Origin of the sequence: Qipengyuania sp. MTN3-11, assembly GCF_042851825.1 — a bacterium.
Taxonomy (GTDB): Bacteria; Pseudomonadota; Alphaproteobacteria; order Sphingomonadales; family Sphingomonadaceae; genus Qipengyuania.
The window spans coordinates 239,539-262,185 of the sequence record NZ_BTGM01000002.1; the positions used below are offsets into that span (position 1 = coordinate 239,539).

General features: G+C 66.0%; 22 protein-coding genes. 10 read left to right on the forward strand and 12 right to left on the reverse strand.

Annotation, left to right across the window (positions count from 1 at the left end):
• Positions 1–66: 66 nt before the first annotated feature.
• Positions 67–372: a hypothetical protein gene (locus ACGHN1_RS08405; protein WP_390550261.1), complete on the forward strand. Its 306-nt coding sequence runs from the start codon at positions 67–69 to the stop codon at positions 370–372.
• Between the two features lie 76 nt (positions 373–448).
• Here the strand turns inward: ACGHN1_RS08405 and ACGHN1_RS08410 are convergent, their stop codons facing one another.
• Complete coding sequence (locus ACGHN1_RS08410) at positions 449–2,623, reverse strand: S46 family peptidase (RefSeq protein WP_390550263.1); 2,175 nt, start codon at positions 2,621–2,623, stop codon at positions 449–451.
• A 237-nt stretch (positions 2,624–2,860) separates the two neighbouring features.
• On the opposite strand from ACGHN1_RS08410, the gene ACGHN1_RS08415 reads away from it, so the two are divergent.
• Complete coding sequence (locus ACGHN1_RS08415) at positions 2,861–5,197, forward strand: TonB-dependent receptor (RefSeq protein ID WP_390550265.1); 2,337 nt, start codon at positions 2,861–2,863, stop codon at positions 5,195–5,197.
• A 19-nt stretch (positions 5,198–5,216) separates the two neighbouring features.
• Here ACGHN1_RS08415 and ACGHN1_RS08420 read toward each other — a convergent pair whose 3' ends face one another.
• The 6 genes from ACGHN1_RS08420 to rpsU all read right to left on the reverse strand — a co-directional run bounded on the left by ACGHN1_RS08420 (position 5,217) and on the right by rpsU (position 9,930).
• Positions 5,217–5,678 (reverse strand): tRNA (cytidine(34)-2'-O)-methyltransferase, encoded by a 462-nt coding sequence (locus ACGHN1_RS08420; RefSeq protein WP_390550267.1) that lies wholly within the window; start codon positions 5,676–5,678, stop codon positions 5,217–5,219.
• Positions 5,679–5,688: 10 nt separating this feature from the next.
• Positions 5,689–7,194: an Asp-tRNA(Asn)/Glu-tRNA(Gln) amidotransferase subunit GatB gene (gene gatB, locus ACGHN1_RS08425; RefSeq protein WP_390550269.1), complete on the reverse strand. Its 1,506-nt coding sequence runs from the start codon at positions 7,192–7,194 to the stop codon at positions 5,689–5,691.
• Positions 7,185–8,669: an Asp-tRNA(Asn)/Glu-tRNA(Gln) amidotransferase subunit GatA gene (gene gatA, locus ACGHN1_RS08430; protein ID WP_390550271.1), complete on the reverse strand. Its 1,485-nt coding sequence runs from the start codon at positions 8,667–8,669 to the stop codon at positions 7,185–7,187. Before gatA ends, gatB begins: the two co-directional genes overlap by 10 nt.
• Positions 8,666–8,968 (reverse strand): Asp-tRNA(Asn)/Glu-tRNA(Gln) amidotransferase subunit GatC, encoded by a 303-nt coding sequence (gene gatC, locus ACGHN1_RS08435; protein WP_390550273.1) that lies wholly within the window; start codon positions 8,966–8,968, stop codon positions 8,666–8,668. Before gatC ends, gatA begins: the two co-directional genes overlap by 4 nt.
• Positions 8,969–9,021: 53 nt before the next feature.
• A complete protein-coding gene (locus ACGHN1_RS08440) occupies positions 9,022–9,639 on the reverse strand; it encodes an FKBP-type peptidyl-prolyl cis-trans isomerase (protein ID WP_390550275.1) in 618 nt (205 codons plus the stop codon).
• Positions 9,640–9,723: 84 nt separating this feature from the next.
• The gene (gene rpsU, locus ACGHN1_RS08445) at positions 9,724–9,930 is read right to left on the reverse strand and encodes a 30S ribosomal protein S21 (RefSeq protein WP_273677232.1); all 207 of its coding nucleotides are present in this window, start codon (positions 9,928–9,930) and stop codon (positions 9,724–9,726) included.
• 214 nt (positions 9,931–10,144) lie between these two features.
• Between rpsU and crcB the strand changes: the two genes are divergently transcribed.
• Genes crcB through ACGHN1_RS08475 form a run of 6 tightly spaced genes read left to right on the forward strand, consistent with a single transcriptional unit; the run spans position 10,145 to position 13,828 of the window.
• Positions 10,145–10,555, forward strand: coding sequence for a fluoride efflux transporter CrcB (crcB, locus tag ACGHN1_RS08450; RefSeq protein WP_390550277.1), 411 nt, complete (start codon positions 10,145–10,147; stop codon positions 10,553–10,555).
• Positions 10,552–11,682, forward strand: a complete 1,131-nt coding sequence (locus ACGHN1_RS08455; RefSeq protein ID WP_390550279.1) for an RluA family pseudouridine synthase — start codon at positions 10,552–10,554, stop codon at positions 11,680–11,682. Before crcB ends, ACGHN1_RS08455 begins: the two co-directional genes overlap by 4 nt.
• Positions 11,682–12,281 (forward strand): FMN-binding negative transcriptional regulator, encoded by a 600-nt coding sequence (locus ACGHN1_RS08460; RefSeq protein ID WP_390550281.1) that lies wholly within the window; start codon positions 11,682–11,684, stop codon positions 12,279–12,281. The genes ACGHN1_RS08455 and ACGHN1_RS08460 overlap by 1 nt, the downstream gene beginning before the upstream one ends.
• Entirely contained in the window at positions 12,278–12,931 is a 654-nt protein-coding gene (locus ACGHN1_RS08465; protein ID WP_390550908.1) for an HAD-IA family hydrolase, read from the forward strand. The genes ACGHN1_RS08460 and ACGHN1_RS08465 overlap by 4 nt, the downstream gene beginning before the upstream one ends.
• Entirely contained in the window at positions 12,924–13,136 is a 213-nt protein-coding gene (locus ACGHN1_RS08470; RefSeq protein WP_390550283.1) for a hypothetical protein, read from the forward strand. Before ACGHN1_RS08465 ends, ACGHN1_RS08470 begins: the two co-directional genes overlap by 8 nt.
• Positions 13,133–13,828: an ATP12 family chaperone protein gene (locus tag ACGHN1_RS08475; RefSeq protein WP_390550285.1), complete on the forward strand. Its 696-nt coding sequence runs from the start codon at positions 13,133–13,135 to the stop codon at positions 13,826–13,828. The genes ACGHN1_RS08470 and ACGHN1_RS08475 overlap by 4 nt, the downstream gene beginning before the upstream one ends.
• Before the next feature lies 1 nt (position 13,829).
• Here ACGHN1_RS08475 and ACGHN1_RS08480 read toward each other — a convergent pair whose 3' ends face one another.
• The 4 genes from ACGHN1_RS08480 to ACGHN1_RS08495 are packed head-to-tail and all read right to left on the reverse strand — an operon-like array spanning position 13,830 to position 17,398.
• Positions 13,830–14,417 carry an ABC-type transport auxiliary lipoprotein family protein gene (locus tag ACGHN1_RS08480; protein WP_390550286.1) on the reverse strand — a complete coding sequence of 196 codons (588 nt, stop codon included), beginning with the start codon at positions 14,415–14,417 and terminating at the stop codon, positions 13,830–13,832.
• Positions 14,418–14,425: 8 nt separating this feature from the next.
• Positions 14,426–15,373 carry an MlaD family protein gene (locus ACGHN1_RS08485; RefSeq protein ID WP_390550287.1) on the reverse strand — a complete coding sequence of 316 codons (948 nt, stop codon included), beginning with the start codon at positions 15,371–15,373 and terminating at the stop codon, positions 14,426–14,428.
• A gap of 10 nt (positions 15,374–15,383) precedes the next feature.
• Positions 15,384–16,286: an ABC transporter ATP-binding protein gene (locus ACGHN1_RS08490; protein WP_390550289.1), complete on the reverse strand. Its 903-nt coding sequence runs from the start codon at positions 16,284–16,286 to the stop codon at positions 15,384–15,386.
• Entirely contained in the window at positions 16,286–17,398 is a 1,113-nt protein-coding gene (locus ACGHN1_RS08495) for an MlaE family ABC transporter permease (protein WP_390550291.1), read from the reverse strand. Before ACGHN1_RS08495 ends, ACGHN1_RS08490 begins: the two co-directional genes overlap by 1 nt.
• Before the next feature lie 91 nt (positions 17,399–17,489).
• Here ACGHN1_RS08495 and ACGHN1_RS08500 point away from each other — a divergent pair, with 91 nt between their 5' ends.
• Together ACGHN1_RS08500 and ACGHN1_RS08505 are read left to right on the forward strand one after the other, a co-directional pair.
• On the forward strand, positions 17,490–20,282 hold the full coding sequence (locus ACGHN1_RS08500) for a valine--tRNA ligase (protein WP_390550293.1): 2,793 nt from the start codon (positions 17,490–17,492) through the stop codon (positions 20,280–20,282).
• A complete protein-coding gene (locus ACGHN1_RS08505; protein WP_390550295.1) occupies positions 20,279–21,019 on the forward strand; it encodes a 7-carboxy-7-deazaguanine synthase QueE in 741 nt (246 codons plus the stop codon). Before ACGHN1_RS08500 ends, ACGHN1_RS08505 begins: the two co-directional genes overlap by 4 nt.
• Here the strand turns inward: ACGHN1_RS08505 and ACGHN1_RS08510 are convergent.
• Positions 21,016–22,608: an ATP-binding protein gene (locus tag ACGHN1_RS08510; protein WP_390550909.1), complete on the reverse strand. Its 1,593-nt coding sequence runs from the start codon at positions 22,606–22,608 to the stop codon at positions 21,016–21,018. The two genes, ACGHN1_RS08505 and ACGHN1_RS08510, sit on opposite strands and share 4 nt — an antisense overlap.
• Positions 22,609–22,647 lie beyond the last annotated feature (39 nt).

Genomic DNA, 22,647 nt, shown 5'->3' on the forward strand with positions numbered 1-22,647 from the left:
TCAGCAAGGCCGATTGTTCGCCTCGCGATTTGAGCAACCGATCCGTTTCTATTCAGGAGAGATGAAATGTCCGTAGCCGGAACCTACGATACCGTCGTCAAGAGCCCGATGGGCGATCAGAAGGGCACCTTCACGGTCGTCCCCGGCGACGATGGCAACAGCTTCACCGGTTCGATGGCCGGGGGCATGGGCTCGATGGACGTCAAGGACGGCACCATCAACGGCGACACGCTGAACTGGAAGATGGACATGACCGTGCCCATGCCGATGACGCTGAATTGCGAAGCCACGGTCAACGGCGACCAGCTGACCGGCAAGGTCAATGCCGGCGCCTTCGGCGACATGCCGCTGACCGGCGAACGCCAGGGCTGAACCCATCGCGCAGCGAAAATAGAAAGGCCGCCGGAGCGATCCGGCGGCCTTTTCCCGTTTTGGGCAGACAGCGTCTCTAGCGGACGATGTCCATTTCCTCGATCAGCGCGTCGGCCCCGTCGACCTTGTCCATCACCCACAGCATGTAGCGGGTGTCGACATGGATCGTGCGGGTCGTCTTGGGGTCGAAATCCCAGTCCGAATTGACGCTCTCGAACGTCCCGTCGAACAGCAGCCCGACCAGCTCGGCGCGCGCATTCAGCGTCGCCGAACCGCTGTTCCCGCCGGTCGAATCGAGGTCGGAGAGGAAGTTCACCGGCACGGTGCCGATGCTGTCGAGCGCGTACTGCCCGTAATCCTGCTGGCGGATTTCCTCGAGCAGCTTCTCAGGCGCATTGAACGGTTCCTCGCCGGTATCCTTCTCAAGGATGCCCTCCACGGTCGTGAAGGGCAGGTAGGCCATCCCGTCGCGCGGAATGCCACCCAGCACCGTGCCGTAGGTCACGCGCAGCGTGCTGTTGGCATCGGGATAGGTGTTGGTCCCCTGCGACCGCTGCCACTCGGTGATCGCTTCCATATAGGCCGGGCGCACCGCGAGCATGCGGCCGGCGCGTTCCTCGCTCTGCCGCTCAAGCTGGCGCTCGTAATCGTAGAGCGCGACCGCCAGCTTCATGAAGGGGTCGCCGCTCGCCTCGAGCTGCGACGGGCTGGCCTCCATAAGCGCGAGGCGCGTCGCCGAATCGTCGAGATCGGTGGCGGCGTAGTAACCGTCGATCCGCCGTTCTACCGCCGCGCGGTCGACCGTCCCGGTCAGCCCCAGGGCCCTGTCGAGCGCGGGCACCCGTGCCGCGGCCGGCTGGTCGAGATATTTGCCGAGGAACAACATCCACTCGGCCTTGTCGACCGCCGGATCGTAACGCCGGTCGAGCGCCTGAAGGCCTTGCCGGAAGAAGGTCATGTCGCGTTTCTGATAGCCGGGCTCGCGTTCGGCATCGGGCAACTGGCGTTCGCGCGAGAGGCGATAGAGCCGCTCCGCCGCCGACAGCATCTGCGAGTTCGTCGCGAGACCGTACCACAGGTTCTGCCGCCCGGCCGCCGCTTCCTGGGCGCTCAGCGCCTGCAGTTCGCGGGTCGCCCGTGCGTAGGAGGCGCGCGAACGATCGGCTGCGATCCAGTCGGCGAGCGAAGTCTCCCGCTGACGCCGCCGGTCGACGAGCCCGACCCGGCGCGCGCCGTCGATCTGCCCGCGCAGGTTCTTCTCGACATTGTTGAGGCTGGCGAGGCGCGATTCGTACTTCACCCGCGCGTCCGAACCTTCGGGTGCGGTTGCCTCGATCGTGTCGATCCACTCGTTGTAGAGACCGACCTGAAGCGGATACTGCCAGCCGAACGTGTCTTCGACCTCGGCCAAAGTGGCATAGCGCGAGGTCGATCCGGGATAGCCCGCGGCCATGACGAAATCGCCGTTGTCGAGTCCCGCGGCGCTGACCTTGAGGTGATGTTCGGGCCGGTAGGGGACATTGTTCTCGGCATAGTCGGCCGCCGAGCCGTCCGGCGCGACATAGGCCCGGTAGAACGAGAAATCCCCGGTGTGGCGCGGCCATTGCCAGTTGTCGATGTCACCGCCGTATTTGCCGATCGAATCGGCCGGGGCATAGACCAGGCGCACATCGCGGATCTCGAGCCGCTTGATCAGCTTGTACTGCGAACCGCCGTAGAAGCTCGCGACCTGGCAGCGATAGCCCGGCTCGCGCTCGCATTCGGCGGTGATGTCCTTCTGGCGCTGCTCGACCGTATCGTAGCGGGCGTTGGGCGCGAGGCTGTCGGTGCCCGAACGAATGCGGTCCGTCACGTCGGTCACCTCGGTGGTAACATAGATGCGCGATCCCGGCGCGGCGGGCAGTTCACGCGCCTTGGTCTTGGCGAGGAAGCCTTCCACCAGATAATTGTTCTCGGCGGTCGAATTGTACTGCACCGATCCGCGCGCACAGTGGTGGTTGGTGACCACCAGCCCCTCGGGCGAAACGAAGCTCGCCGAACAGCCGCCGAGCGAGACGATCGCACCCATCGGGAATGCGGTGAGGTCGGTCAGCGTCTCGGGATCGAGCTCGAGCCCGGTCTGGCGCAGGTCGCTGGCGATCGAGGGCAACTGGTCGGGCGTGAACATGCCCTCCTTGGCGGCCGCCGGCACGGCGAAGGGCAGGCTCGCCGCGCAGGCGAGCAGGGCGGCGGAAAAGGCCGTTTTGCGCATAGTCGTAAAGTCCCCAATCAAGCGCGCGGGTTGCCGCGCACGGATGCGGCAAACGCTAGGCTTCGGAAATTCCAGCGGCAAGTGCGCTTTCGCCCGGAGTATGGATAGATCGACGAAGAGCCGACCGTCGCCCCCAGACAGACAGTCTCTCAATCGCCATCGAAACGTCGCCGTCCTGTCACGGCAAGTATCTAGCGGCGATGCTCGACCCTTCCGAGACCTTGAGGTGACCCTGCCATGACCCGGTTTTCCCTACGCCCTCTGCTGCTTGCCACCGTCGTCCTGCCCCTGACCCCGGCGGTGGCCCAGGATGCGACCGGACAGGACGGCGAGGACGTTTCGCAAGGCGGCAACGTCATCGTGGTCACCGCACAGAAGATCGAACAGCGCGCGCAGGACGTGCCGATCACCATCTCGGCCAACACCGGCGAACGGATCGAGGACCTGGGGATCAGCGATCTCGACGAACTGTCGAACTACGTTCCCGGGCTCAACATCCAGGAGCAGAGCGCCAACAACCCCGGCATCGTGATCCGCGGCATCACCTCCGATTCCGGTTCCTCGCAGCAGGGTCCCCGCGTGACCCTCTATTACAACGGCGTCGACATCTCCCGTTCGCGCGGTTCCTATCAGGCGATCTACGATCTCGACCGGGTCGAGGTGATCAAGGGGCCGCAGGCGACGCTGTTCGGGACGGCATCGGCGGTGGGAGCAATCAGCCTCGTCTCCGCCAAGCCGGAGCCGGGATTTTCGGGAGAGCTGCGCGGCGGATATGGCAATTTCGACCAGACCCTGCTGGGCGGGCATCTCAATGCCGGGTCCGATGTCATCGCCGGACGCATCGCTTTCGAATGGCGCACCCGCGACGGCTATGTCGAAAATCTCGCCGCTTCGCAGGAAGAGGAACTGTATTCGCAGGACCAGCTCGGCGTTCGCGGATCGCTGCGCTTCACTCCCAACGATGACCTGACGGTGGATTTGATCGGCACCTACGACCGCCAGCGCAACGGCGGGACGCCCTTCATCTCCGGAACCTTCCCGACCGAAGCCGGCCCCGCGGACCCCTTCGGCCCTGCCAATCTGGGCGGTTCGCCCTTTTCCGAGCAGGCTCTCGGCAATTCGCAGCTGTCGCTCGTGCGCGATGTCTACGACGTCAACCTGGCCGCGGAATACGCGCTGACCGACAGCATGACGTTCACCACGGTCAACGGCTACCGCGAATTCGACAGCGAGGAGGTGTTCGATGCCGATGGATCGGCAGCGCCCTTCCTGGAATTCAACGAGATAGCCGATGGGTGGCAGTTCAGCCATGAAGGGCGCTTCGCCTATGCCGGTCCGATGTGGCGAGCCTCGTTCGGGTGGAATTTCTTCACCGAGAAGGGTCGCCAGAACGTCCCCTTCTCCACCGAAGAAGGCCTGTTCCTCCAGTGTCTGACCGGCCTGTTCGGCGTGCCGCCCGCGGGCCGACCCTTCGGGGCACTGCCGTGCGTGGCGCCGGACGGCAGCGTGCCCGCGGCCGGCATCACCAATATCCCCTATCGCTCCGAATTCGAGAACCGCGGCGACAACCAGAGCTATTCGGTATTCGCCGACGTGACCTATATCCCGACCCCCAGTCTGGAGCTGACCGCCGGCGCCCGTTTGCTGATCGAGCAGCGCAAGTCAGGCTACGTCACCGACGTTCCCGATTCCGTGCTGAGCGGCGCGCCGCTGATCCCGGGACAGGTCGACACCGGCGGACGGGTGTTCGAAGCGGACCGCAGTTTCTCCGCCATATTGCCGCGCTTCAACGTGCTCTACCGCCTGTCTCCCGACGTAAACGTTTTCGCCACAGTCTCGAAGGGCCGCCGCTCGCCGGTCGTCCAGTTGAGCGCCGCCAACGGCCCGACCGGCGCTGTTCCCAGCCTTCAGCTCGTCCCGGAGGAAGTGGTCTGGAACTACGAGGGCGGGCTCAAATTCTCCAACCGTACGGTCTCCGGATCGCTGGGCGTCTACTACCAGGTCTATGACGGATTCCAGGTCAGCGTGCCGCAGCTCGACGCCGACGGCCAGCCAACGGGGGCTTTCGTGACCCAGAGCGTGGGCAAGGCCAGCAACCTCGGGGTCGAGGCCGAGCTTTTCGTCACCCCCACCGACTGGCTGCAGATCTTCGGCAATGTCGGCTACATCGACGGCGGTATCGACGAGGACAATGCGATCGCCCCGACGTTCTCCGGCGCGCGGTTCCGGTTGCAGCCGGAATGGCAGGGAGCGGCCGGCTTCACCATCGATGCTCCGGTGGCCGACGGAATCCGCTTCTTCGCCACCCCCAGCGTGACCTATCGCAGCCGGATCTTCTTCGAAGTGCCCAACAGCGCACTTATCTCGCAAGGGCCGGTGACCCTCTTCAATGCCCGCGCCGGCCTCAGCTTCGCCGACGAGATGTTCGAGGTCGCCGGCTTTATCCGCAACGCGACCGACGAGGATTACCTGCTCGATGCGGGCAACACCGGAGGTGCCTTTGGCGTGCCGACGTTCATCCCGGCAGAGCCGCGCTTCTACGGCATCCAGTTGAAAGCCCGCTTCGGCGGCTGATGCCGGGATCGCAGACCGGTCAGCGCGTCAACTGGCCCCGCATCGCCTGATAGGCGGCGGCGCTGACCGTGTTGGCCAGATTGAGCGAGCGCACCTTGTCCGAGAGCATCGGGAGGCCGACGAGGCTTGCGCGATGGTCGGCGACGATCCGCTCCGGAATGCCCTTGGTCTCGCGCCCGAAGACGAGATAGGCATCGTCGGGATAATCGGGCTCGTAGAAGCTGCGGCCCGCAAATTCCTCGAACAGGAACAGCTGGTCGGGGCGCGGCCGCCGCTTATCCAGAAAGGCCTGCCAGCTGCGGAATTCGGCCAGCCGGATATGCTGCCAGTAGTCGAGACCGGAACGCTTGAGCCGCGTGTCCGTGATGACGAAGCCGAGCGGATGGATCAGCACCAGCTCCATATCCAGCGCCACGCAGGTTCGCCCCACCGCGCCGGTGTTGCCGGGTATCTCGGGCTGGACAAGGACGATGGCGGTCATCGCGCGCGGATCAGCCGTCGAGCTTGTCCTTCAGGATCTGGTTCACCACCGCGGGATTGGCCTTGCCCTGCATCGCCTTCATCGTCTGACCGACGAAGAAGCCGAACAGCTTGTCCTTGCCGCCGCGATATTCGGCGACCTTGTCCTGGTTCGCGGCGATGATGGCGTCGATCGCCTCCTCGATCGCGCCGGTGTCGCTGACCTGCTTCAGACCCTTTTCGTCGGCGATGGCTTCGGGGTCGCCGCCGTCGCGCAGCACGATCTCGTAGATTTCCTTGGCCTGGCCGCCGGAAATCTCGCCCTTGTCCTGCATGGCGAGGATGCGGGCCTGCGCCTTGGCCGTGGCGTTGGAGGGGTTGGCCTCCTCGCCCAACGATTTCATCACCCCCGGCGCGACCGAGAGCGCCCAGTTGGCGACCGGGGTGGCGACGTCCTTCTCGGGTCTGCCCGTCGCAGCGGCGGTTTCGGCCAGAAGCGTCTCGAAACGCGCGAAGGTCTCGACCTCGGCGGTCAGTTCGCGGGCGTTGTAGGGCGTCAGGCCGAGTTCGGTTTCGTAACGCGTGCGCTTGGCGTCGGGCAGCTCCGGCAGGCTGGCGCGGCATTCGGCGAGGAAGTCCTCGTCGAGTTCGAGCGGCAGCAGGTCGGGATCGGGGAAATAGCGATAGTCGTGCGCGTCTTCCTTGGAGCGCATGGTCCGCGTGGTGCCGCTCGCGACGTCGAACAGGCGGGTTTCCTGGTCGACCGTGCCGCCGTTCTCGAGCACCTCGACCTGGCGGTTCGCCTCGTATTCGATGACCTGCATGACGAAACGCACGGAATTGACGTTCTTCGTTTCGGTGCGCGTGCCGAATTCGTCGCCCGGCTTGCGCACGCTGACGTTCACGTCGGCGCGCATCGAGCCTTCTTCCATGTTCCCGTCGCACGATCCGACGTAGCGCAGGATCGACCGCAGCTTGCGCACGTAAGCACCTGCTTCGGCGGGCGAACGCATGTCCGGGCGGCTGACGATCTCCATCAGCGCAACCCCGCTGCGGTTGAGATCGACGTAGCTCATCGTCGGGTGCTGGTCGTGCATCAGCTTGCCGGCGTCCTGTTCGACATGGATCCGCTCGATGCCGATGACCTTGTCTTCGGGTATGCCCGCCTTCTCGTCCGCCTCGATCGTCAGCGAACCCTCGCCGACAAGCGGATGATAGAGCTGCGAAATCTGGTAGCCCTGCGGAAGATCGGCGTAGAAATAATTCTTGCGGTCGAAGCGGCTCCAGGCGTTGATCTCGGCCTCGATCGCCATGCCCGTGCGCACCGCCTGGCGAATGCATTCGCGGTTGGGCACCGGCAGCATGCCGGGCATGGCCGCATCGACGAGGCTGACCTGCGAGTTCGGCTCCGCCCCGAACGCGGTGGAGGCGCCGGAGAACAGCTTGGCCTTGCTCGTCACCTGCGCGTGAACCTCGAGGCCGATCACGACCTCCCATTCGCCGGTCGTGCCTTTGATGCGGTATTCGCTCACCACCATTTCTCCGGTTGCGCCGCAAACCCGGCGCGCTGCTCGATCGCGAGGCCGGCGTTCAGCACGCCCTGCTCGTCGAAGGGCTTGCCGATGATCTGGAGGCCGAGCGGCAGGCCGTCGGGGTTGAGCATGGCGGGCACGCTCATCGCGGGCAGACCAGCAAGCGAAGCAGGGACGGCGAAGACGTCGTTGAGGTACATGGCCAGCGGATCGTCGCTGTTCTCGCCCAGCGGGAAGCTGGCGGTCGGCGTGGTCGGGGCGAGGATCGCATCGCAATGCGCCCAGGCGGCCTCGAAATCCTTCGCCACCAGAGCGCGGACCTTTTGCGCCTGCGTATAATAGGCGTCGTAGAAGCCGGCGCTCAGCACGTAGGTGCCGATCAACACGCGGCGCTTGACCTCGTCCCCGAAGCCGTCCTCGCGCGTGGCGGCATACATGTCCTGGAGGCCGGCCCCGTCGGGCAGATCGCGCAAGCCGTAACGCACGCCGTCGTAGCGCGCGAGGTTGGACGAGGCCTCGGCCGGCGCGATGATGTAATAGGCGGGCAACGCGTATTTCGTATGCGGCAGCGAGATGTCGACGATCTCCGCGCCCGCGTCGCGCAGCCATTCCTTGCCGCGCTCCCAACTGGCGAGGATCGCCTGGTCGGTGCCGTCCATCCGGTATTCGCGCGGGATGCCGATGCGCTTGCCCTTGAGATCGGCGTCGAGCGCGGCTTCCCAGTCGGGCACGTCCATCTCGAGGCTGGTCGCGTCCTTGGGATCGAACCCCGCCATCGCGCCGAGCATGATCGCGCAATCCTCGACGCTGCGGGCCATCGGCCCGGCCTGGTCGAGGCTGCTGGCGAAGGCGACCACGCCCCAGCGGCTGCACCGGCCATAGGTGGGCTTGATCCCGGTGATTCCGGCGAACGCCGAGGGCTGGCGGATCGAGCCGCCGGTGTCGGTGCCGGTGGCGGCCGGAGCGATCCGCGCGGCGACCGCGGCGGAGGAACCGCCCGAAGAGCCGCCCGGCGACATGTCGGTGTTGGCGCCGCCCGCCCTGCGCCAGGGCGAGACGACGTTGCCGAAATGGCTGGTCTCGTTCGACGAACCCATGGCGAACTGGTCGAGATTGAGCTTGCCGAGCATGCCCGCGCCGGCATTCCACAGCTTGCCCGAAACCGTGCTCTCGTAGCGCGGCACGAAACCTTCGAGGATGTGGCTGGCGGCGGTGGTCTGGACGCCGTCGGTGCAGAACAGGTCCTTCATGCCGATGGGCACCCCGCCCATTGCGCCGAGTTGCTCGCCCTTCGCGCGTTGCGCGTCGACCGCGTCGGCGGCGGCGAGCGCATGGTCGGGGGTGGTGACGATGAAGGCGTTGAGTTCGGCCGCGTCCGCGACTGCCGCGTTGAACGCCTCGGCCACTTCGCGCGCGGTGAATTCGCCCGATGCGACCCCGTCGCGGATCGGTTTGACGCCGAGCTGGGTCAGATCGCTCATTCGATCACCTTGGGCACGCCGAAGAAGCCGTGTTCGGCAGCGGGCGCGTTGGCGAGAATGTCCTCGCGCCGGCCACCCGCGGTCTCCGGAATGGCGTCGACCTCGTCGGCGCGCAGACGCAGGGTGTTGGGAATCACCGCCGTCATCGGCTCGACGCCGGTAACATCGACCTCGCCGAGCTGCTCGACCCAGGCGAGGATGTTGTTGAGTTCGGGGACCATGCGATCGAGCTCCTCGTCGCGCGTGCGGATGCGCGCGAGGCTGGCGATCCTGGCCACTTCTTCACGGGTAACTGACATGGCCGCGCACTAGCCGCGCGCGCGCGCGCCATCAAGCGGCCTCGGCGCCAAACCTACTGGACCGGAACGGGCGGCGGAACGACCGCGCCGGGAGGAGGTGCCCCGGTGCCCGGCGCGCCGCCCTGGCCACCAAGGTTCTGCTGCATCTGCATCGCCTGCTGCAGCGTCTGGAGCTTCTGCTGGAACTCCTCGGCGCTCATGAACTCGATCATCTCGACCTCGAACACCAGGTCGGAGTTGGGCGGAATCACGTCGTTGCCCATCTGATCCTGCCGGCCTTCCTCGCCATAACCCATCGCGGCGGGGATAGTCAGGCGGTACTTCCCGCCCTCGCGCATCTGGGTCGCGCCCTCGGTAAAGCCGGGGACCATGCGGTCGAGCGGCAGGGGATTTCCCTCCGGGAAAATGCCCTCGACTGGAAGCGGAATGTCCTGAGACTGGTCGAACACCGTGCCGTCCGGCAGCATGCCGACATAGCGGACGAAAGCGACGTCGGTTGCCTGCGGGCTCGGCCCGGTGCCCTCGACCAGCGTTTCGACCTCGACACCCTTGGGCACCGCAGCCCAGGCGAGCCCGGCGCCGAGCAGGACGAGAACGATCACGCCCAGCCACAATTTGGTCAGCGAGCCCTTGGCGATGGGCTGGAGCGGGACGCGGGTCACTTCGGTCATTGGGTTGGGTCCTGATACGCAAAAGGGCGCGGAGTTTTCGTCCGCGCCCTCATGGCTTAGCTGTCGTGTCGCATCAAGCGCGACTTACTTCGAACCGTCGCGCTCCATGCGCTTGCGCTCGAGCTTGCGAGCGCGGCGGACGGCGGCAGCCTTCTCGCGTGCACGCTTCTCGCTCGGCTTTTCGTAATGGCGGCGCAGCTTCATCTCGCGATAGACACCTTCGCGCTGCAGCTTCTTCTTGAGCGCGCGCAGGGCTTGGTCGACATTGTTATCGCGAACGATGATCTGCATAAATTCCAACACCTCACTAAGCGGGCCAGAGCCCGCGCCGCGGGTTTTGCCTCCTTGAAAACGGTTCCGTCGTATTAACGAAAAGCGCGCCGAATCCGTTCCGGACCGGCTCGAATGGCGCGCACATAGTCCGAAGAGCTGATCGAGGCAAGTGCCAAGGGCATGGCGCGGTGCGGCTTCCAACCGGCGGGCGAGACCGCTAAGGCCCCCGCAGATGTCGAGCCTGTCCCCCCTTGCCGCCACGATCAACGTCGCCATCGGCGGTGCCTTCGGCGCTGCGCTGCGCTATCAGGCCGGCAGATCGATGACCGCGTGGCTGGGCGCGCCGGCCATGGGCATCTTCCCCTGGGCGACGCTGGCGGTCAATGCGCTCGGCAGTCTGCTGATGGGCCTGCTCGCCGGGTGGCTGGCCCGCCATGCCGGCGAGGGTGGCGACCAACTCCGCCTGCTGATCGGGGTCGGCCTGCTGGGCGGCTTCACGACCTTTTCCGCCTTCAGCCTCGAGATGGTTCTGTTGATCGAGCGGGGGCAGTACACGATCGCCGGGCTCTATGCCTTCCTCTCCTTCGCGCTCGGCATCAGCGGGCTGATCTTCGGCCTCTGGGCCATGCGGGTGGTGGCATGACGCCGTCCGACGAAGTCCGCCTGTTCACGGTCGAGGTCGACGACGACGGCATCCGCCTCGATCGCTGGTTCAAGCGCCACCTGCCGCAGATCGGTTTCGGCACGGTGTCGAAATGGGCGCGCACCGGGCAGATCCGGGTCGACGGCGGGCGCGCGAAGCCCGACGACCGCCTGCGCCAAGGGCAGGAGCTGCGCGTGCCCCCCGGGGGTGCCTCGTCCCACCGGCAGGAGCGCAAGCAACGCGAGCTTTCTGCCCAGGAACGCGCGCTCGCCGAGGACCTCGTGATCCTGCGCACGAAATCGGCGATCGTTCTCAACAAGCCCCCCGGATTGGCGACGCAGGGAGGAACCAAGACGACCAGGCATGTCGACGGACTGCTCGATGCCTATGTCGAAGGCGACGCGCCGCGGCCGCGGCTGGTCCACCGGCTCGACAAGGATACGTCGGGCGTGCTGCTGGTCGCCCGCACACCGGGAAGCGCGGCATCCTATTCCAAGCGTTTCGCCGGGCGCAGCGCCAAGAAGATCTACTGGGCGCTTGTGATCGGCGTGCCCGAGGTCTCGGAAGGGGTGATCGACGCCGCTCTTGCCAAGCAGCCGGGCACCGGCGGCGAGAAGATGCATGTCGATCCCGACGGCGGCCAGCCGGCGAAGACCCGCTACCGCGTCATCGAGCGCGCCGGGAATCGGGCCGCCTGGCTCGAGCTGGAGCCGCTAACCGGGCGCACCCACCAGCTGCGGGTCCACTGCGCGGCGATGGGCAACCCGATCGTCGGCGATGGCAAGTATGGCGGGCAGGACGCCTTCCTCACCGGCAGCATCAGCCGCAAGATGCACCTCCACGCCCGCCGGCTGATCATTTCCGGCCCCAAGGACGAGAATGGGCGGGGCGAAAAGATCGACGCGACCGCAGACCTGCCCGAGCATTTCGCGGCGAGCATGGAGCAGCTCGGCTTCGATCCGGGCCTCTCCGATGCCAGCCCCACGCCCGAGGAGGCACCCGAGCGCAGCCGCGCGGAGAAGAAGCAGGCGGCCCGCCAGCACGCGAAGCAGTATCGCAAGGCGCGCCGGGGCGAACGCCGCAGCCGGGCGACCTCGAAACCGGGCCAGCCCGGCAAGAAGCGCTGATGCATCCAAACTCCGCCTTCCGGAGCGAGGACCGCGCGCTGCTCGAAGCGCTGATCGACCAGATCGGCTTCGGGATGATCTTCCTCACCACCCCCGACGGCCCGCGGGTGGCGCACACCCCGATCGTCTCGACCGGCGACGGCGCCATCCATTTCCACCTGTCGCGCGGCAATGCGCTGACGCGGCATCTCGACGGCGCGAACGCGCTGGCGGTGGTGAACGGACCCGATGCCTATGTCTCGCCCCGCTGGTACGAGGATCGCGATACCGTACCCACCTGGGACTACGTCGCGCTGGAGCTTGAGGGGCGGGTGCGGAAGATGGCCGAGGAAGGGCTGGAAGCATTGCTGCACCGGCTGATCGAGCGGAACGAGGAGCGGCTTTCCGGCGAGCCCTGGCGGGCTGAGGAAAGTTCGCGCGAGACCTGGCGCAAGCTCCTGTCGGGGATCGTCGGGTTCGAAATGGAAGTGCTCGCCTGGCGGCCGACGCTGAAACTCTCGCAAAAGCAGCCCGCCGCTGTGCGCGAGGCCATCGCCACCGGCCAGGAGGCCAGCGGATCACCCGCCCTCGCCCAGCTCATGCGGCTGGTGGCGTCCTGACGCGCCTGGCGATCTTCGATTGCGACGGCACGCTGGTCGACGGGCAGGCGGCGATCTGCGAGGCGATGGAGGCCGGCTTCGCCTGTGCCGAACTGGCAGCTCCCGACCGCAACACGATCCGCCGCATGGTCGGGTTGAGCCTTCCCCAGGCGTTGCTGCGGCTCGCTCCCGATGCCAGCGAGGATCGGCGCGCGGTGGCGGTGCAGGGTTACAAGGACAGTTTCTTCGCTGCCCGCAGCGAAGGCCGACTGCGCGAGCCGCTGTTCGACGGCATGGCGGCGCTGCTCGAACGGCTCCATGCCGAAGGGTGGCTCCTGGCGGTGGCCACCGGCAAGAGCGACCGCGGCCTCGCCGCATGCCTCGCCACCCACGGGATTGCCGATTATTTCATCTCGCTCCAGACCGCGGACCGTCACCCCTCGAAACCCGATCCCGCGATGCTCGAAGCGGCGCTGTTCGAAGCGGGGGCGAGCCCCGGAGAGGCGGTCATGGTCGGCGACACGGTGTTCGACATCGCCATGGCCCGCGCGGCCGGAGTGCGCGCGATCGGAGTCGCCTGGGGCTATCACGAGCCGGACGAACTGCGCGATGCCGGGGCGGAAGCGGTCGCCGAAACCATGGAAGAGCTAGAGGAGATGATCCGTGGCTGAGCGGGATCCGGCCTTTCGGCGCTTCGCCCTGATCCAAGTTATGAGGCTGTGGTGCCTCCTGGTGGTACTGGCCGGTGCGGCGCTCTATGCGGAAAGGGTCGGCGACGATCCGCTGCTGGGCGGGATTTTGCTGGTCGCGGGTGCGGCCGGGTTCTTCCTTATTCCGCGCCAATTGGCCCGACGCTGGAAAACAGGAAAGAAATGAAACGCTTCTACGATAACGTGACAGTGCGCGAAGTCGACGGCGGGTGGTCGGTCGCGCTCGACCATCGTGTAGTGTTGACCCAGGGCAGGAAGCCTCAAGTGGTTCCGACCAGGATATTGGCGGAATTGCTCGCGGGCGAATGGCGCGGACAGGCAGACGAGATCGACCCCCGCAGTCTGCCCCATCGCGACATGGCCGATTATGCGATCGATGTCGTTGCCGCCGACCGCAACGGCGTGATCGACAAGCTGCTTGCCTATGCCGAAACAGACACGCTGTGCTATCGCGCCGATCCCGAAGAGCCCCTCTGGCGGCGGCAACAAGAGGTATGGGAACCGCTGGTGACCGCGCTGGAAGCGCGCGAGGGCATCCGCATGGAACGGGTCAGCGGTGTCGTGCCCCGCGCGCCCTCGGCGGAGACGCTCGCCGCGCTTCGCAAAAGGATAGAGCGACCGGACCCGTTCAGGATGGCCGCGCTGGAAACTCTCACGTCGCTCTCGGCCTCGCTGTGCATCGGTCTCGCGGCGCTGGAACCCGATGCCGACGGCGAAGCGCTGTGGGATGCGGCCAATCTCGAGGAAGACTGGCAGACCGAGCGCTGGGGCGTGGACGTGGAAGCCGCGGCGCGGCGGAGCGAGCGCAGAACTGCTTTTCTCTCGGCGCTGGAATTCGCGCGCGCGGCGCGGGCCTAACCTATCCGGCGGCCCACGCGGCGATCTCGCCGGCGACTTCGTTCGCTGCCTGGTTGAGCGCCACGCCGACCGGGCCGGCTTCCGGCAGCACGCCTGGGACCCGCGCCTCGAAGCGCCGCGTCGTGACCTGCGCGCTCTCGCCGCTGCGGGCCATGTCGATCGCCACCACCACATCGCCGGTTCGGGCATCGTAGCCGAAATCGCGCAGCGTTCCGTGCAGCCGAGTGGCGGCCATGACGCCGGGATCGTCGCCGTCGATCACCAGGCGGCCCGAGCGCACGCGGATCGTCTCGGCGATGAGTCGGCGGAACAGCCGCGCGGGTTTTTCCACCCACACCGCATCCTGGACATAGGCGACGGTGCTGTCGGTTACCTGGACCGGGACACGCGTGACGTCGAGCCGTTGCGGGGCCCCGAATTCGACCAGCGCGATGGCGCTGTCGGGTGTCCCGGTGGCACCCACCCCGGAAGTGGCCATCGCCGTGGGCGTCAGCGTCAACAGGCTCTCGGGCGGATCCTCGCCGAAGCTGACGCAACCGGACAGCAGGGCGGCGGCTGCAAGCGCCGGCAAAAAGCGGAATGGCTTCATCGGGGACCTCACGGTTCGTAATCGGGAAGCTTGGGCCCGCCGACGAGCGATCCCACGCCTTCGCTTTCGATCTGCTCGGTGACCTGGCGCAGCGCCTTGCTGGTCGCGCGCAGGTCGCGCAGAGTTGCTTCCGCCGCCGGCAGGGTGCTTTCGGTCAACTGCTTGGTGGCAGGCCGCGCTTCTTCGAGGGTCTGTTCCAGCGCTTCGGCGGCACCGCTGGCCGAGGTCAGCGTGGCGCGCAATTGCTGAGCGATCTGGGCGCCCTCCTGGTTCAGGATCCGGTCGGTGGAGGCCGTGACCTTTTCGAACTGGTCGAGCGTCTCGCTGGCCTCGCGCAAAGTGACCTGCAGTTCCGCCATCGTCCGTTCGACCTGCGGCGCGGCGTTGGCGAGCTCGGCGGTTGCGCGGTTGGTGTTGGCGAGGATGCCCGAAAGCTGTTCCTGATTGCGATCGTCGAGCAGCATGGTCAGCCGTTCGGTCAGCGTCGCCAGCCGTTCGAGCAGCAGCGGTGCGTTGGCGAGGATCTCTCCGAAGCCACCGGCCTTGGGCGGGATGATCGGCACGCCTTCGGTGCAGGCGGTGGTTTCGCAGGTAATCGGCGGACGGCCGCGGCGCGCGCCATCGAGCAGGATGGTGGAAACGCCGGTGAAGCTCGACTGGATGGTCGCGGTGGTGCCGATCAGGATCGGCACCTCCTCGCGCACCTTGATCCGCACGCGGACGAATTCGGGATCCCTCTCCCACAGGCGGATCTGGCTGACCTGCCCCACCGGCACGCCCGCGAAGGACACCTGGCTGCCGTTGGCGAGGCCCGATACCGATTGCTGGAAGAAGACGTCGTATTCCTTCTGGTCGCCCTCGCCCAGCCGGGCGAGCCAGACGACGAAGGCGGCCAGCGCGGCGAGCAGGACCAGCGAGACCACCCCCACCCAGACATGATTTGCGCGCGTTTCCATTCGCTTCCCTCTATGCCTTCGGAGCCGGGTTTTTGTCCAACGCTTTGACGGTTCGCGCGGCGACGGGCATGTCCATGTGCTTGCGCAATTCGTCGAGCGCCTGCGCGGTCAGCGCGGCGCGGCCGCGCGGACCGTTGAAATATTCCTGTATCCAGGGATGGTCGAGCTCCATCAAATTGGGCACCGTGTCGACCGCGATCACCCGCTTGTCGGCGAGCACCGCAACGCGGTCGCAGATCTCGTGCAGCGTATCGAGATCGTGCGTGATCAGGAACACGGTGAGGCCAAGCGTCTTCTTGAGCTCGAGTGTGAGCTGGTCGAAGGCCGCGGCACCGATTGGATCGAGCCCGGCGGTGGGCTCGTCGAGGAACAGCAGCTCGGGGTCGAGCGCGAGTGCCCTGGCGAGCCCGGCGCGCTTCTTCATGCCCCCCGAAAGCTCGGCAGGGTATTTGTTCACCGCTTCTTCCGGCAGGCCGGAGAGCTTGACCTTGTAGCGGGCGATATCGTGCCGCAGATCGTCGGAAAGCTCGGGGAAGAATTGCTTGAGCGGTACCTCGACGTTCTCGCCCACCGTCAGGGTCGAGAACAGCGCTCCGCCCTGGAAGAGGACCCCCCAGCGATCGCGAATGCCCAGTACCTCATCGGGATCGGCGTCGGTGATCGAGCGACCGAAGACCTCGATATGCCCTTCGTCGGGGATCTGCAGCCCGATGATCGAACGCATCAGAACCGACTTGCCGGTGCCCGAGCCGCCGACCACGCCGAGGATTTCCCCGCGCCTGACCTTGAGGTCGAGCCCGTCGTGGATGGTCTGGTCGCCGAAGCGGTTGACCAGCCCTTCCACTTCCAGCGGAAATTCGCCGCGAAAGCGCTGGTGTCGACCGAGTTCGCGGTCGTGTTCGTCCAGCGCCATCACGCCCACCCGACGTTGGTGAAGAACACGGCGAAGAAGGCGTCGAGCACGATCACCGCGAAAATGCCGGTGACCACCGCCATGGTGGTGCGCAGGCCGACCTCTTCCGAATTCCCCTTGACCTGCATGCCATGATAGCACCCCGCGAGCGCGACGATCAGCCCGAAGACCGGAGCCTTGATCAGCCCGACCCACAGATCGTAGGTCGGCACCACTTCCTGGATACGCTGGAGGAAGTTCAGAAACGGAATGCCGAGATAGAGGCTGGAAATCGCCGCCCCGCCGATGATCGCGACCGCCGAGGCGTAGAAGCCCAACAGCGGCATCATCAGGATCGCGGAAAGCACCCGGGGCACCACCAGCGCTTCCATCGGATTGATGCCGATTGTGCGCATCGCGTCGACCTCTTCGGTCAGCCGCATAGTGCCGATCTGCGCCGCGAAGGCCGAACCCGAGCGACCCGCTACCATGATCGCGGTCATCAGCACGCCGAGTTCGCGCAGAGTGATCCGCCCGACGAGGTTCACGGTCAGTGTCTCGGCCCCGAACTGGGCGAGCTGTACGGCGCCCTGCTGGGCGATCACGATGCCGATCAAGAAGCTCATCAAGCCGACGATCGGCAGCGCGGAAACGCCGACGAGCTCGAGCTGACGCACCAGCGCCTTGCCGCGAAAGCGCGAGGGGTGGCGGATGACGCTGCCGAAGGCGACGATCAGCGCTCCCAGGAAGCCGATAACGCCGCGGAACCCCGTCCCAGCGTGGTAAACCTTCTCTCCTGCGGATTCGGCAACGCGTGCCAGCAATGGCGCGCGCGGCGCGGCGATATCACCCTCGAAGCCCATGTCCTCGACCGCCTTGACCAGTCGCGCGGCGCGTTCGCCGGCTCCGGTCACCTCGGCATCGAAGCGCTCTGCGAGGCTGCAGGTCATCCATGCCCCGACCGTGTCGATCTCGCTGATACCCGAAAGGTCGATCCGTGCGATCTGCCGGTCGATCGCGGCGAGATCGTCCTCGACCGCGCCGATGGTGGCGACAAGCCAGGGGCCTTTCAGGAAGAGCACGGCACCTTCGCCCGCATCCTCCTCAATATCGAAATCGGCCCTGCCCTCCATGGGGACAGGCGTTTATGCGCACATCGCCCGCGCCACAAGCGGCTTGCGACAATGTTGCGCCGCGACAAGGGCGCTGGCAAAGCGCCAGCCCATGAGCTCCGAACTGCAAAAGACCTTCGACCCGGCAGAGATCGAACAGCGCTGGTACGCGCATTGGGAAGAGAACGGCCTGTTCCGCCCCCACCGCCCCGAGGCCGAGGCCTTCACCATCGTCAACCCGCCGCCCAACGTGACTGGCAGCCTGCACATCGGCCACGCGCTCGACAACACGCTGCAGGATATCGTCATCCGCTACGAGCGGCTGCGCGGCAAGGACGCGTTGTGGGTGGTCGGGACCGATCATGCCGGCATCGCCACGCAGATGGTGGTCGAGCGTCAGCTGGAACAACGGCAGGACAAGCGCACCAATTACACGCGCGAACAATTCGTGGACAAGGTGTGGGAGTGGAAAGCGGAGAGCGGCGGCACGATCACCCGCCAGCTGCGTCGTCTCGGCTGCTCGATGGACTGGAGCCGCGAGCAGTTCACCATGGACGAGCATTTCAGCCGCGCGGTCGTGAAGGTCTTTGTCGACCTGCACCGCGAAGGGCTGATCTATCGCGACAAGCGGCTGGTCAACTGGGACCCCAAGCTGAAGACCGCGATCAGCGATCTCGAGGTCGAGAGCCGCGAGGTGCCCGGGCACATGTGGCACTTCAAATATCCGCTCGCGGACGGCGAGACCTATACCTATGTCGAGCGCGATGCCGAGGGCAATGTGACTCTCGAGGAAGAGCGCGACTACATCTCGATCGCCACCACGCGGCCCGAGACCATGCTCGGCGACGGCGCCGTCGCGGTCCATCCGGACGATGCCCGCTATGCCCCGATCGTCGGCAAGCTCTGCCAGATCCCGGTGGGCCCGAAGGCGCATCGCCGGCTCATCCCGATCATCACCGACGATTATCCCGATCCCGACTTCGGTTCCGGCGCGGTCAAGATCACCGGGGCGCATGACGAGAACGACTTCGGCGTGGCCCAGCGCAACGGCATTCCGATGTACCGGCTGATGGACGAGGCCGCCGCCATGCGCAGCGACGGCGCGCCCTATGCCGAGGCGGCGGCGCGGGCCATGGCGATAGCCCGAGGCGAGCCGCTGGATGCGGAAGAGATCGACGCGCTCAACCTCGTGCCGGACCAGTATCGGGGGCTCGACCGCTACGAGGCGCGAAAGCAGGTGGTCGCGGATATCGATGCCGAAGGGTTGATGATCGGGGTCGAGGACAAGCCGATCGCCCAGCCGTTCGGCGATCGCGGCGGGGTCGTGATCGAGCCGATGCTGATGGACCAGTGGTACGTCGATGCCGAGACCCTGGCGCAAAAGCCCATCGAAGCGGTGCGATCGGGCGCGATCGAGATCGTGCCGAAGAGCTGGGAAAAGACCTTCTTCAACTGGATGGAGAACATCCAGCCCTGGTGCGTCAGCCGCCAGCTATGGTGGGGGCACCGGATCCCGGCCTGGTACGACGCGCAAGGCAACGTCTTCGTCGCGGAGACCGAGGAAGAGGCACAGGCCCAGGGGGGCGATGGCGTGGCACTGACCCGCGACGAGGACGTCCTCGACACCTGGTTCTCCTCAGCTCTCTGGCCCTTCGCCACGCTCGGCTGGCCCGAGACGACCGAACTTTTTGCAAAGCATTATCCCAACTCGCTGCTGGTCTCCGGCTTCGACATCCTGTTCTTCTGGGATGCGCGGATGATGATGATGGGGCGGCATCTGACCGGCGAGAACCCCTGGCCGCGGCTCTATCTCCACGGTCTGGTGCGCGCGCCCGACGGACAGAAGATGTCCAAATCCAAGGGCAATGTCGTCGACCCGCTGGGCCTGATCGACCGCTACGGTGCGGACGCGCTCAGGTTCTTCATGGCGGCGATGGAAAGCCAGGGCCGCGACATCAAGATGGACGAGAGCCGGGTCGAGGGATATCGCAACTTCGCCACCAAGCTGTGGAATGCGACCCGTTTCTGCCAGTCGCACGGTATCGGCGCCAGCACGACCATCGCCGCCCCGCCTGCGCGGCTCGCTGCCAACCAGTGGATCATCGGCGAGGTCGCGCAGACCGTCGCCTCGCTCGACGAGGCGATGGCCGAGCTGCGCTTCGATGCGGCGGCGAACACCGTCTATCATTTCGTCTGGGACCGGTTCTGCGACTGGTATCTCGAGCTCATCAAACCCGTCTTCTCTGGCGAGGGCGAAAACCCGGCGAAGGCGGAGACCCGCGAAGTCGCCGGCTGGGCGCTCGACCAGATCTTGGTCATGCTCCACCCGTTCATGCCTTTCGTCACCGAAGAGCTGTGGTCGAAACAGGGTAATCGGGCGGACTATCCGCTGATCACTGCCGAATGGCCGAAGCCGGAGGCGCAGGTCGATGCCGATGCCGTCGCCGCGATCGACTGGGTCATCGCCCTCACCACCGCCACCCGCGCCGCCAAGAGCGAGCTCTGCATCGCCCCCGGCGCGAAGCTCGCAGCATGGATCGCCGATCCTTCGGCCGTGGCACAAGGCGTACTCGATCGCGCGTCTGCCGCGGTCGAGCGGCTGGCGCGGTTGACCCCGGTCCATGTCGGCGCTGCGCCGGACGGTCCGGCGATGCAGATCGCGGCCGGGGGCGACACCATCGTCGTGCCGCTGGCGGGAATCGTCGACATCGGCGCGGAAAAGGCGCGTCTCGAGAAGGCGCTGGAAGCCAGCCGCAAGGAAGCGCAATCGCTCGCCGGGCGGCTCGGCAATCCCAATTTCGTCGAGCGTGCCAAGCCCGAGGCGGTCGAGAAAGCGCGAGCGGACTACGCGCACCACGAGGCCGAGATCGAGCGGATCGAAGCGGCGCTGGCGCGGCTGGAGTGAGCCGTCTCGTCCTCGCCACGGACGCGCCCGGCGGCAATGCGGAAATCTTCGCCAGCCTCCAGGGCGAAGGACCGAGCAGCGGGGTGCCGGTCGCGTTCCTGCGCCTCTCGCGCTGCAACCTCGCCTGCGTCTGGTGCGACACGGCCTATACCTGGCACTTCGAGGGCGACGAGCGTCCGCATCGCTCCGAGCCGACTTTCGCGCGCAAGGCCAATCAGGTGACGCTCGATCCGACGGAGGTCGCCGAGCGTATTGCGGCATTCGGCCAGTCGCGGCTGGTGATCACCGGCGGCGAGCCGCTGCTCCAGGCTCCCGCGCTCGCCGATCTGCTCGACCTGTTGCCGGATATCGCGGTCGAGGTCGAGACCAACGGCACCACCGTCGCTCCACCCCGGCTCGACATCCGTATCGATCAGTACAACGTCAGCCCCAAGCTGGCGCACAGCGGCAATCCGGCCGAACTCGCGCTTCTGCCAGAACGGCTCGATTTCTACGCCACCGACCCGCGCGCCTTCTTCAAGTTCGTGGTGGCCGAGGCGGGCGACCTCGACGAGGTGCTGGCACTGCGGGCCCGCTATCGCATTCCCGCCGGACGCATCTTCCTGATGGCCGAAGGCACGGACAGCGCCAGCTTGCGCGCCCGCCAGCAATGGCTCGCGCCGCTATGTCTCGAACACGGTTTCCGGATGAGCGACCGGCTGCACATCCACCTTTACGGGGATACGCGCGGGACCTAGCCCTGGCTGCGCCAACGCTGGACGATGCGCTCGACCGCATCCTCCTCGCCGCCGGGATTGCTCCACAGTTCGAGGAAGCTCGGATCGTCGGAGGCGGGGCGCTTGGCCTCCTCGAGCGTGTCGAAATTGACCCGGATCGGGATCGCCACGCCCTCGCCGCAGATGATGCATTCGCGGTTGCGCAGCGCGGGGATCGAATCGAGGAAGCCGCGTGCGCCTTCGGGCATTGCCGCGCGGACGAATTCCTGGTCGCGATCGTTGTTGAGCCGCATTGAGATGATCGTGCCGCATTGCGACAGCACGCCTTCGGCCAGATCGCTGGGCCGCTGGGTGATGAGGCCGAGGCTGACGCCGTATTTGCGCCCTTCCTTGGCGATTCGCGAGAGGATCTTGCCGACCGAATTGCCGTCCGCATGCTGTTCGCTCGGAACGTAGCGATGCGCCTCCTCGCAGACCAGCAGCACCGGTGCGGTCTTTTCCTCGCGCCCCCAGATGGCGAAGTCGAAGACCAGCCGGCTGAGAACCGCGACCACGGTGGCAGTGATATCGGACGGTACGCCCGACACGTCGATGATCGAGATCGGCTTGCCGTTGGCGGGAAGACGGAAGATCTTCGAAATGAACTCCGCCATGGTGTCGCCGACCAGCATGCCCGAAAACATGAACTGGTAGCGCGGATCGCCCTTCAATTCGTCGAGCTTGTTCTTGATCCGCATGTAGGGCGCCGAATTGGTCGCCTTGTCGAGCTTGCCCATCTGGTCCTGAAGCTCGTTCGACAGGTCGGAGAGCAGATAGGGAACCGGCGAATCGACCGTGATCTTTCCCATCGTGTTGGCGAGCCTGCTCTTGCCGCGCGCCTTCAGCAGACATTTGGCGAGAATGTCCGCATCGACCTGCCGGTCATTGCCGGACGAGCTCAGAAGTACCTCGCAATGCTCCTCGAAATTCATCAGCCAATAGGGCATCTGCAGGTTGGAAACGTCGAGGATCACACCGGTCTGGCGGAACGCCGCCGAATATTCCCCGTGCGGGTCGATCATGACGATGTGCCCGTCTGGCGCAGCCTGGCAGATACGGTGGAGAATGAGCGCGGTACTGGTCGACTTACCGGTGCCGGTCGACCCCAGCAGCGCGAAATGCTTACCCAGCAAAGCGTCGATATAAAGCCCGGCGCGGATGTCCTTGGTCGGATAGACCTTGCCAATCGTAATCGAATCGCGGCCGTCGCTGGCATAGACCTGCTCGAGATCGGCGGTAGTGGCGGGATAGACCCAGGCGCCGGGTACGGGATAGCGGGTCACGCCGCGCTTGAAGCCGTGCAGCTTGCCGGTGAGTTTTTCCTCCTGCCCCTCGCCGAGGAAATCGATATTGGTGATGATCGAGCCCTCGGCACGACGATCCTGCTTCTGATTGCGAACACTGGCGAGCAACCAGTTGTTGTTGACCCTGATCTTGATCTGGCTGCCGACCTGCCCGGCGAGCGCGATGGACGGATCTTCGTCTTCCATACATTCGTTGAGCCGCTGGATGTCGATCGCGATCTGCGAACCCGAACCGCCGATCTCGAGGACCACACCGATCGGCTGCATGGCATTGCCGCCAACAATCCCCTCCGCCGGTGGCGCATC

Bases quoted from the DNA above. Each gene is read 5' to 3' on its own strand.
- ACGHN1_RS08405 (WP_390550261.1), top strand. From the start codon at position 67: ATGTCCGTAGCCGGAACCTACGATACCGTCGTCAAGAGCCCGATGGGC.
- ACGHN1_RS08410 (WP_390550263.1), bottom strand. From the start codon at position 2,623: ATGCGCAAAACGGCCTTTTCCGCCGCCCTGCTCGCCTGCGCGGCGAGC.
- ACGHN1_RS08415 (WP_390550265.1), top strand. From the start codon at position 2,861: ATGACCCGGTTTTCCCTACGCCCTCTGCTGCTTGCCACCGTCGTCCTG.
- ACGHN1_RS08420 (WP_390550267.1), bottom strand. From the start codon at position 5,678: ATGACCGCCATCGTCCTTGTCCAGCCCGAGATACCCGGCAACACCGGC.
- gatB (WP_390550269.1), bottom strand. From the start codon at position 7,194: ATGGTGGTGAGCGAATACCGCATCAAAGGCACGACCGGCGAATGGGAG.
- gatA (WP_390550271.1), bottom strand. From the start codon at position 8,669: ATGAGCGATCTGACCCAGCTCGGCGTCAAACCGATCCGCGACGGGGTC.
- gatC (WP_390550273.1), bottom strand. From the start codon at position 8,968: ATGTCAGTTACCCGTGAAGAAGTGGCCAGGATCGCCAGCCTCGCGCGC.
- ACGHN1_RS08440 (WP_390550275.1), bottom strand. From the start codon at position 9,639: ATGACCGAAGTGACCCGCGTCCCGCTCCAGCCCATCGCCAAGGGCTCG.
- rpsU (WP_273677232.1), bottom strand. From the start codon at position 9,930: ATGCAGATCATCGTTCGCGATAACAATGTCGACCAAGCCCTGCGCGCG.
- crcB (WP_390550277.1), top strand. From the start codon at position 10,145: ATGTCGAGCCTGTCCCCCCTTGCCGCCACGATCAACGTCGCCATCGGC.
- ACGHN1_RS08455 (WP_390550279.1), top strand. From the start codon at position 10,552: ATGACGCCGTCCGACGAAGTCCGCCTGTTCACGGTCGAGGTCGACGAC.
- ACGHN1_RS08460 (WP_390550281.1), top strand. From the start codon at position 11,682: ATGCATCCAAACTCCGCCTTCCGGAGCGAGGACCGCGCGCTGCTCGAA.
- ACGHN1_RS08475 (WP_390550285.1), top strand. From the start codon at position 13,133: ATGAAACGCTTCTACGATAACGTGACAGTGCGCGAAGTCGACGGCGGG.
- ACGHN1_RS08480 (WP_390550286.1), bottom strand. From the start codon at position 14,417: ATGAAGCCATTCCGCTTTTTGCCGGCGCTTGCAGCCGCCGCCCTGCTG.
- ACGHN1_RS08485 (WP_390550287.1), bottom strand. From the start codon at position 15,373: ATGGAAACGCGCGCAAATCATGTCTGGGTGGGGGTGGTCTCGCTGGTC.
- ACGHN1_RS08490 (WP_390550289.1), bottom strand. From the start codon at position 16,286: ATGGCGCTGGACGAACACGACCGCGAACTCGGTCGACACCAGCGCTTT.
- ACGHN1_RS08495 (WP_390550291.1), bottom strand. From the start codon at position 17,398: ATGGAGGGCAGGGCCGATTTCGATATTGAGGAGGATGCGGGCGAAGGT.
- ACGHN1_RS08500 (WP_390550293.1), top strand. From the start codon at position 17,490: ATGAGCTCCGAACTGCAAAAGACCTTCGACCCGGCAGAGATCGAACAG.
- ACGHN1_RS08510 (WP_390550909.1), bottom strand. From the start codon at position 22,608: ATGCAGCCGATCGGTGTGGTCCTCGAGATCGGCGGTTCGGGTTCGCAG.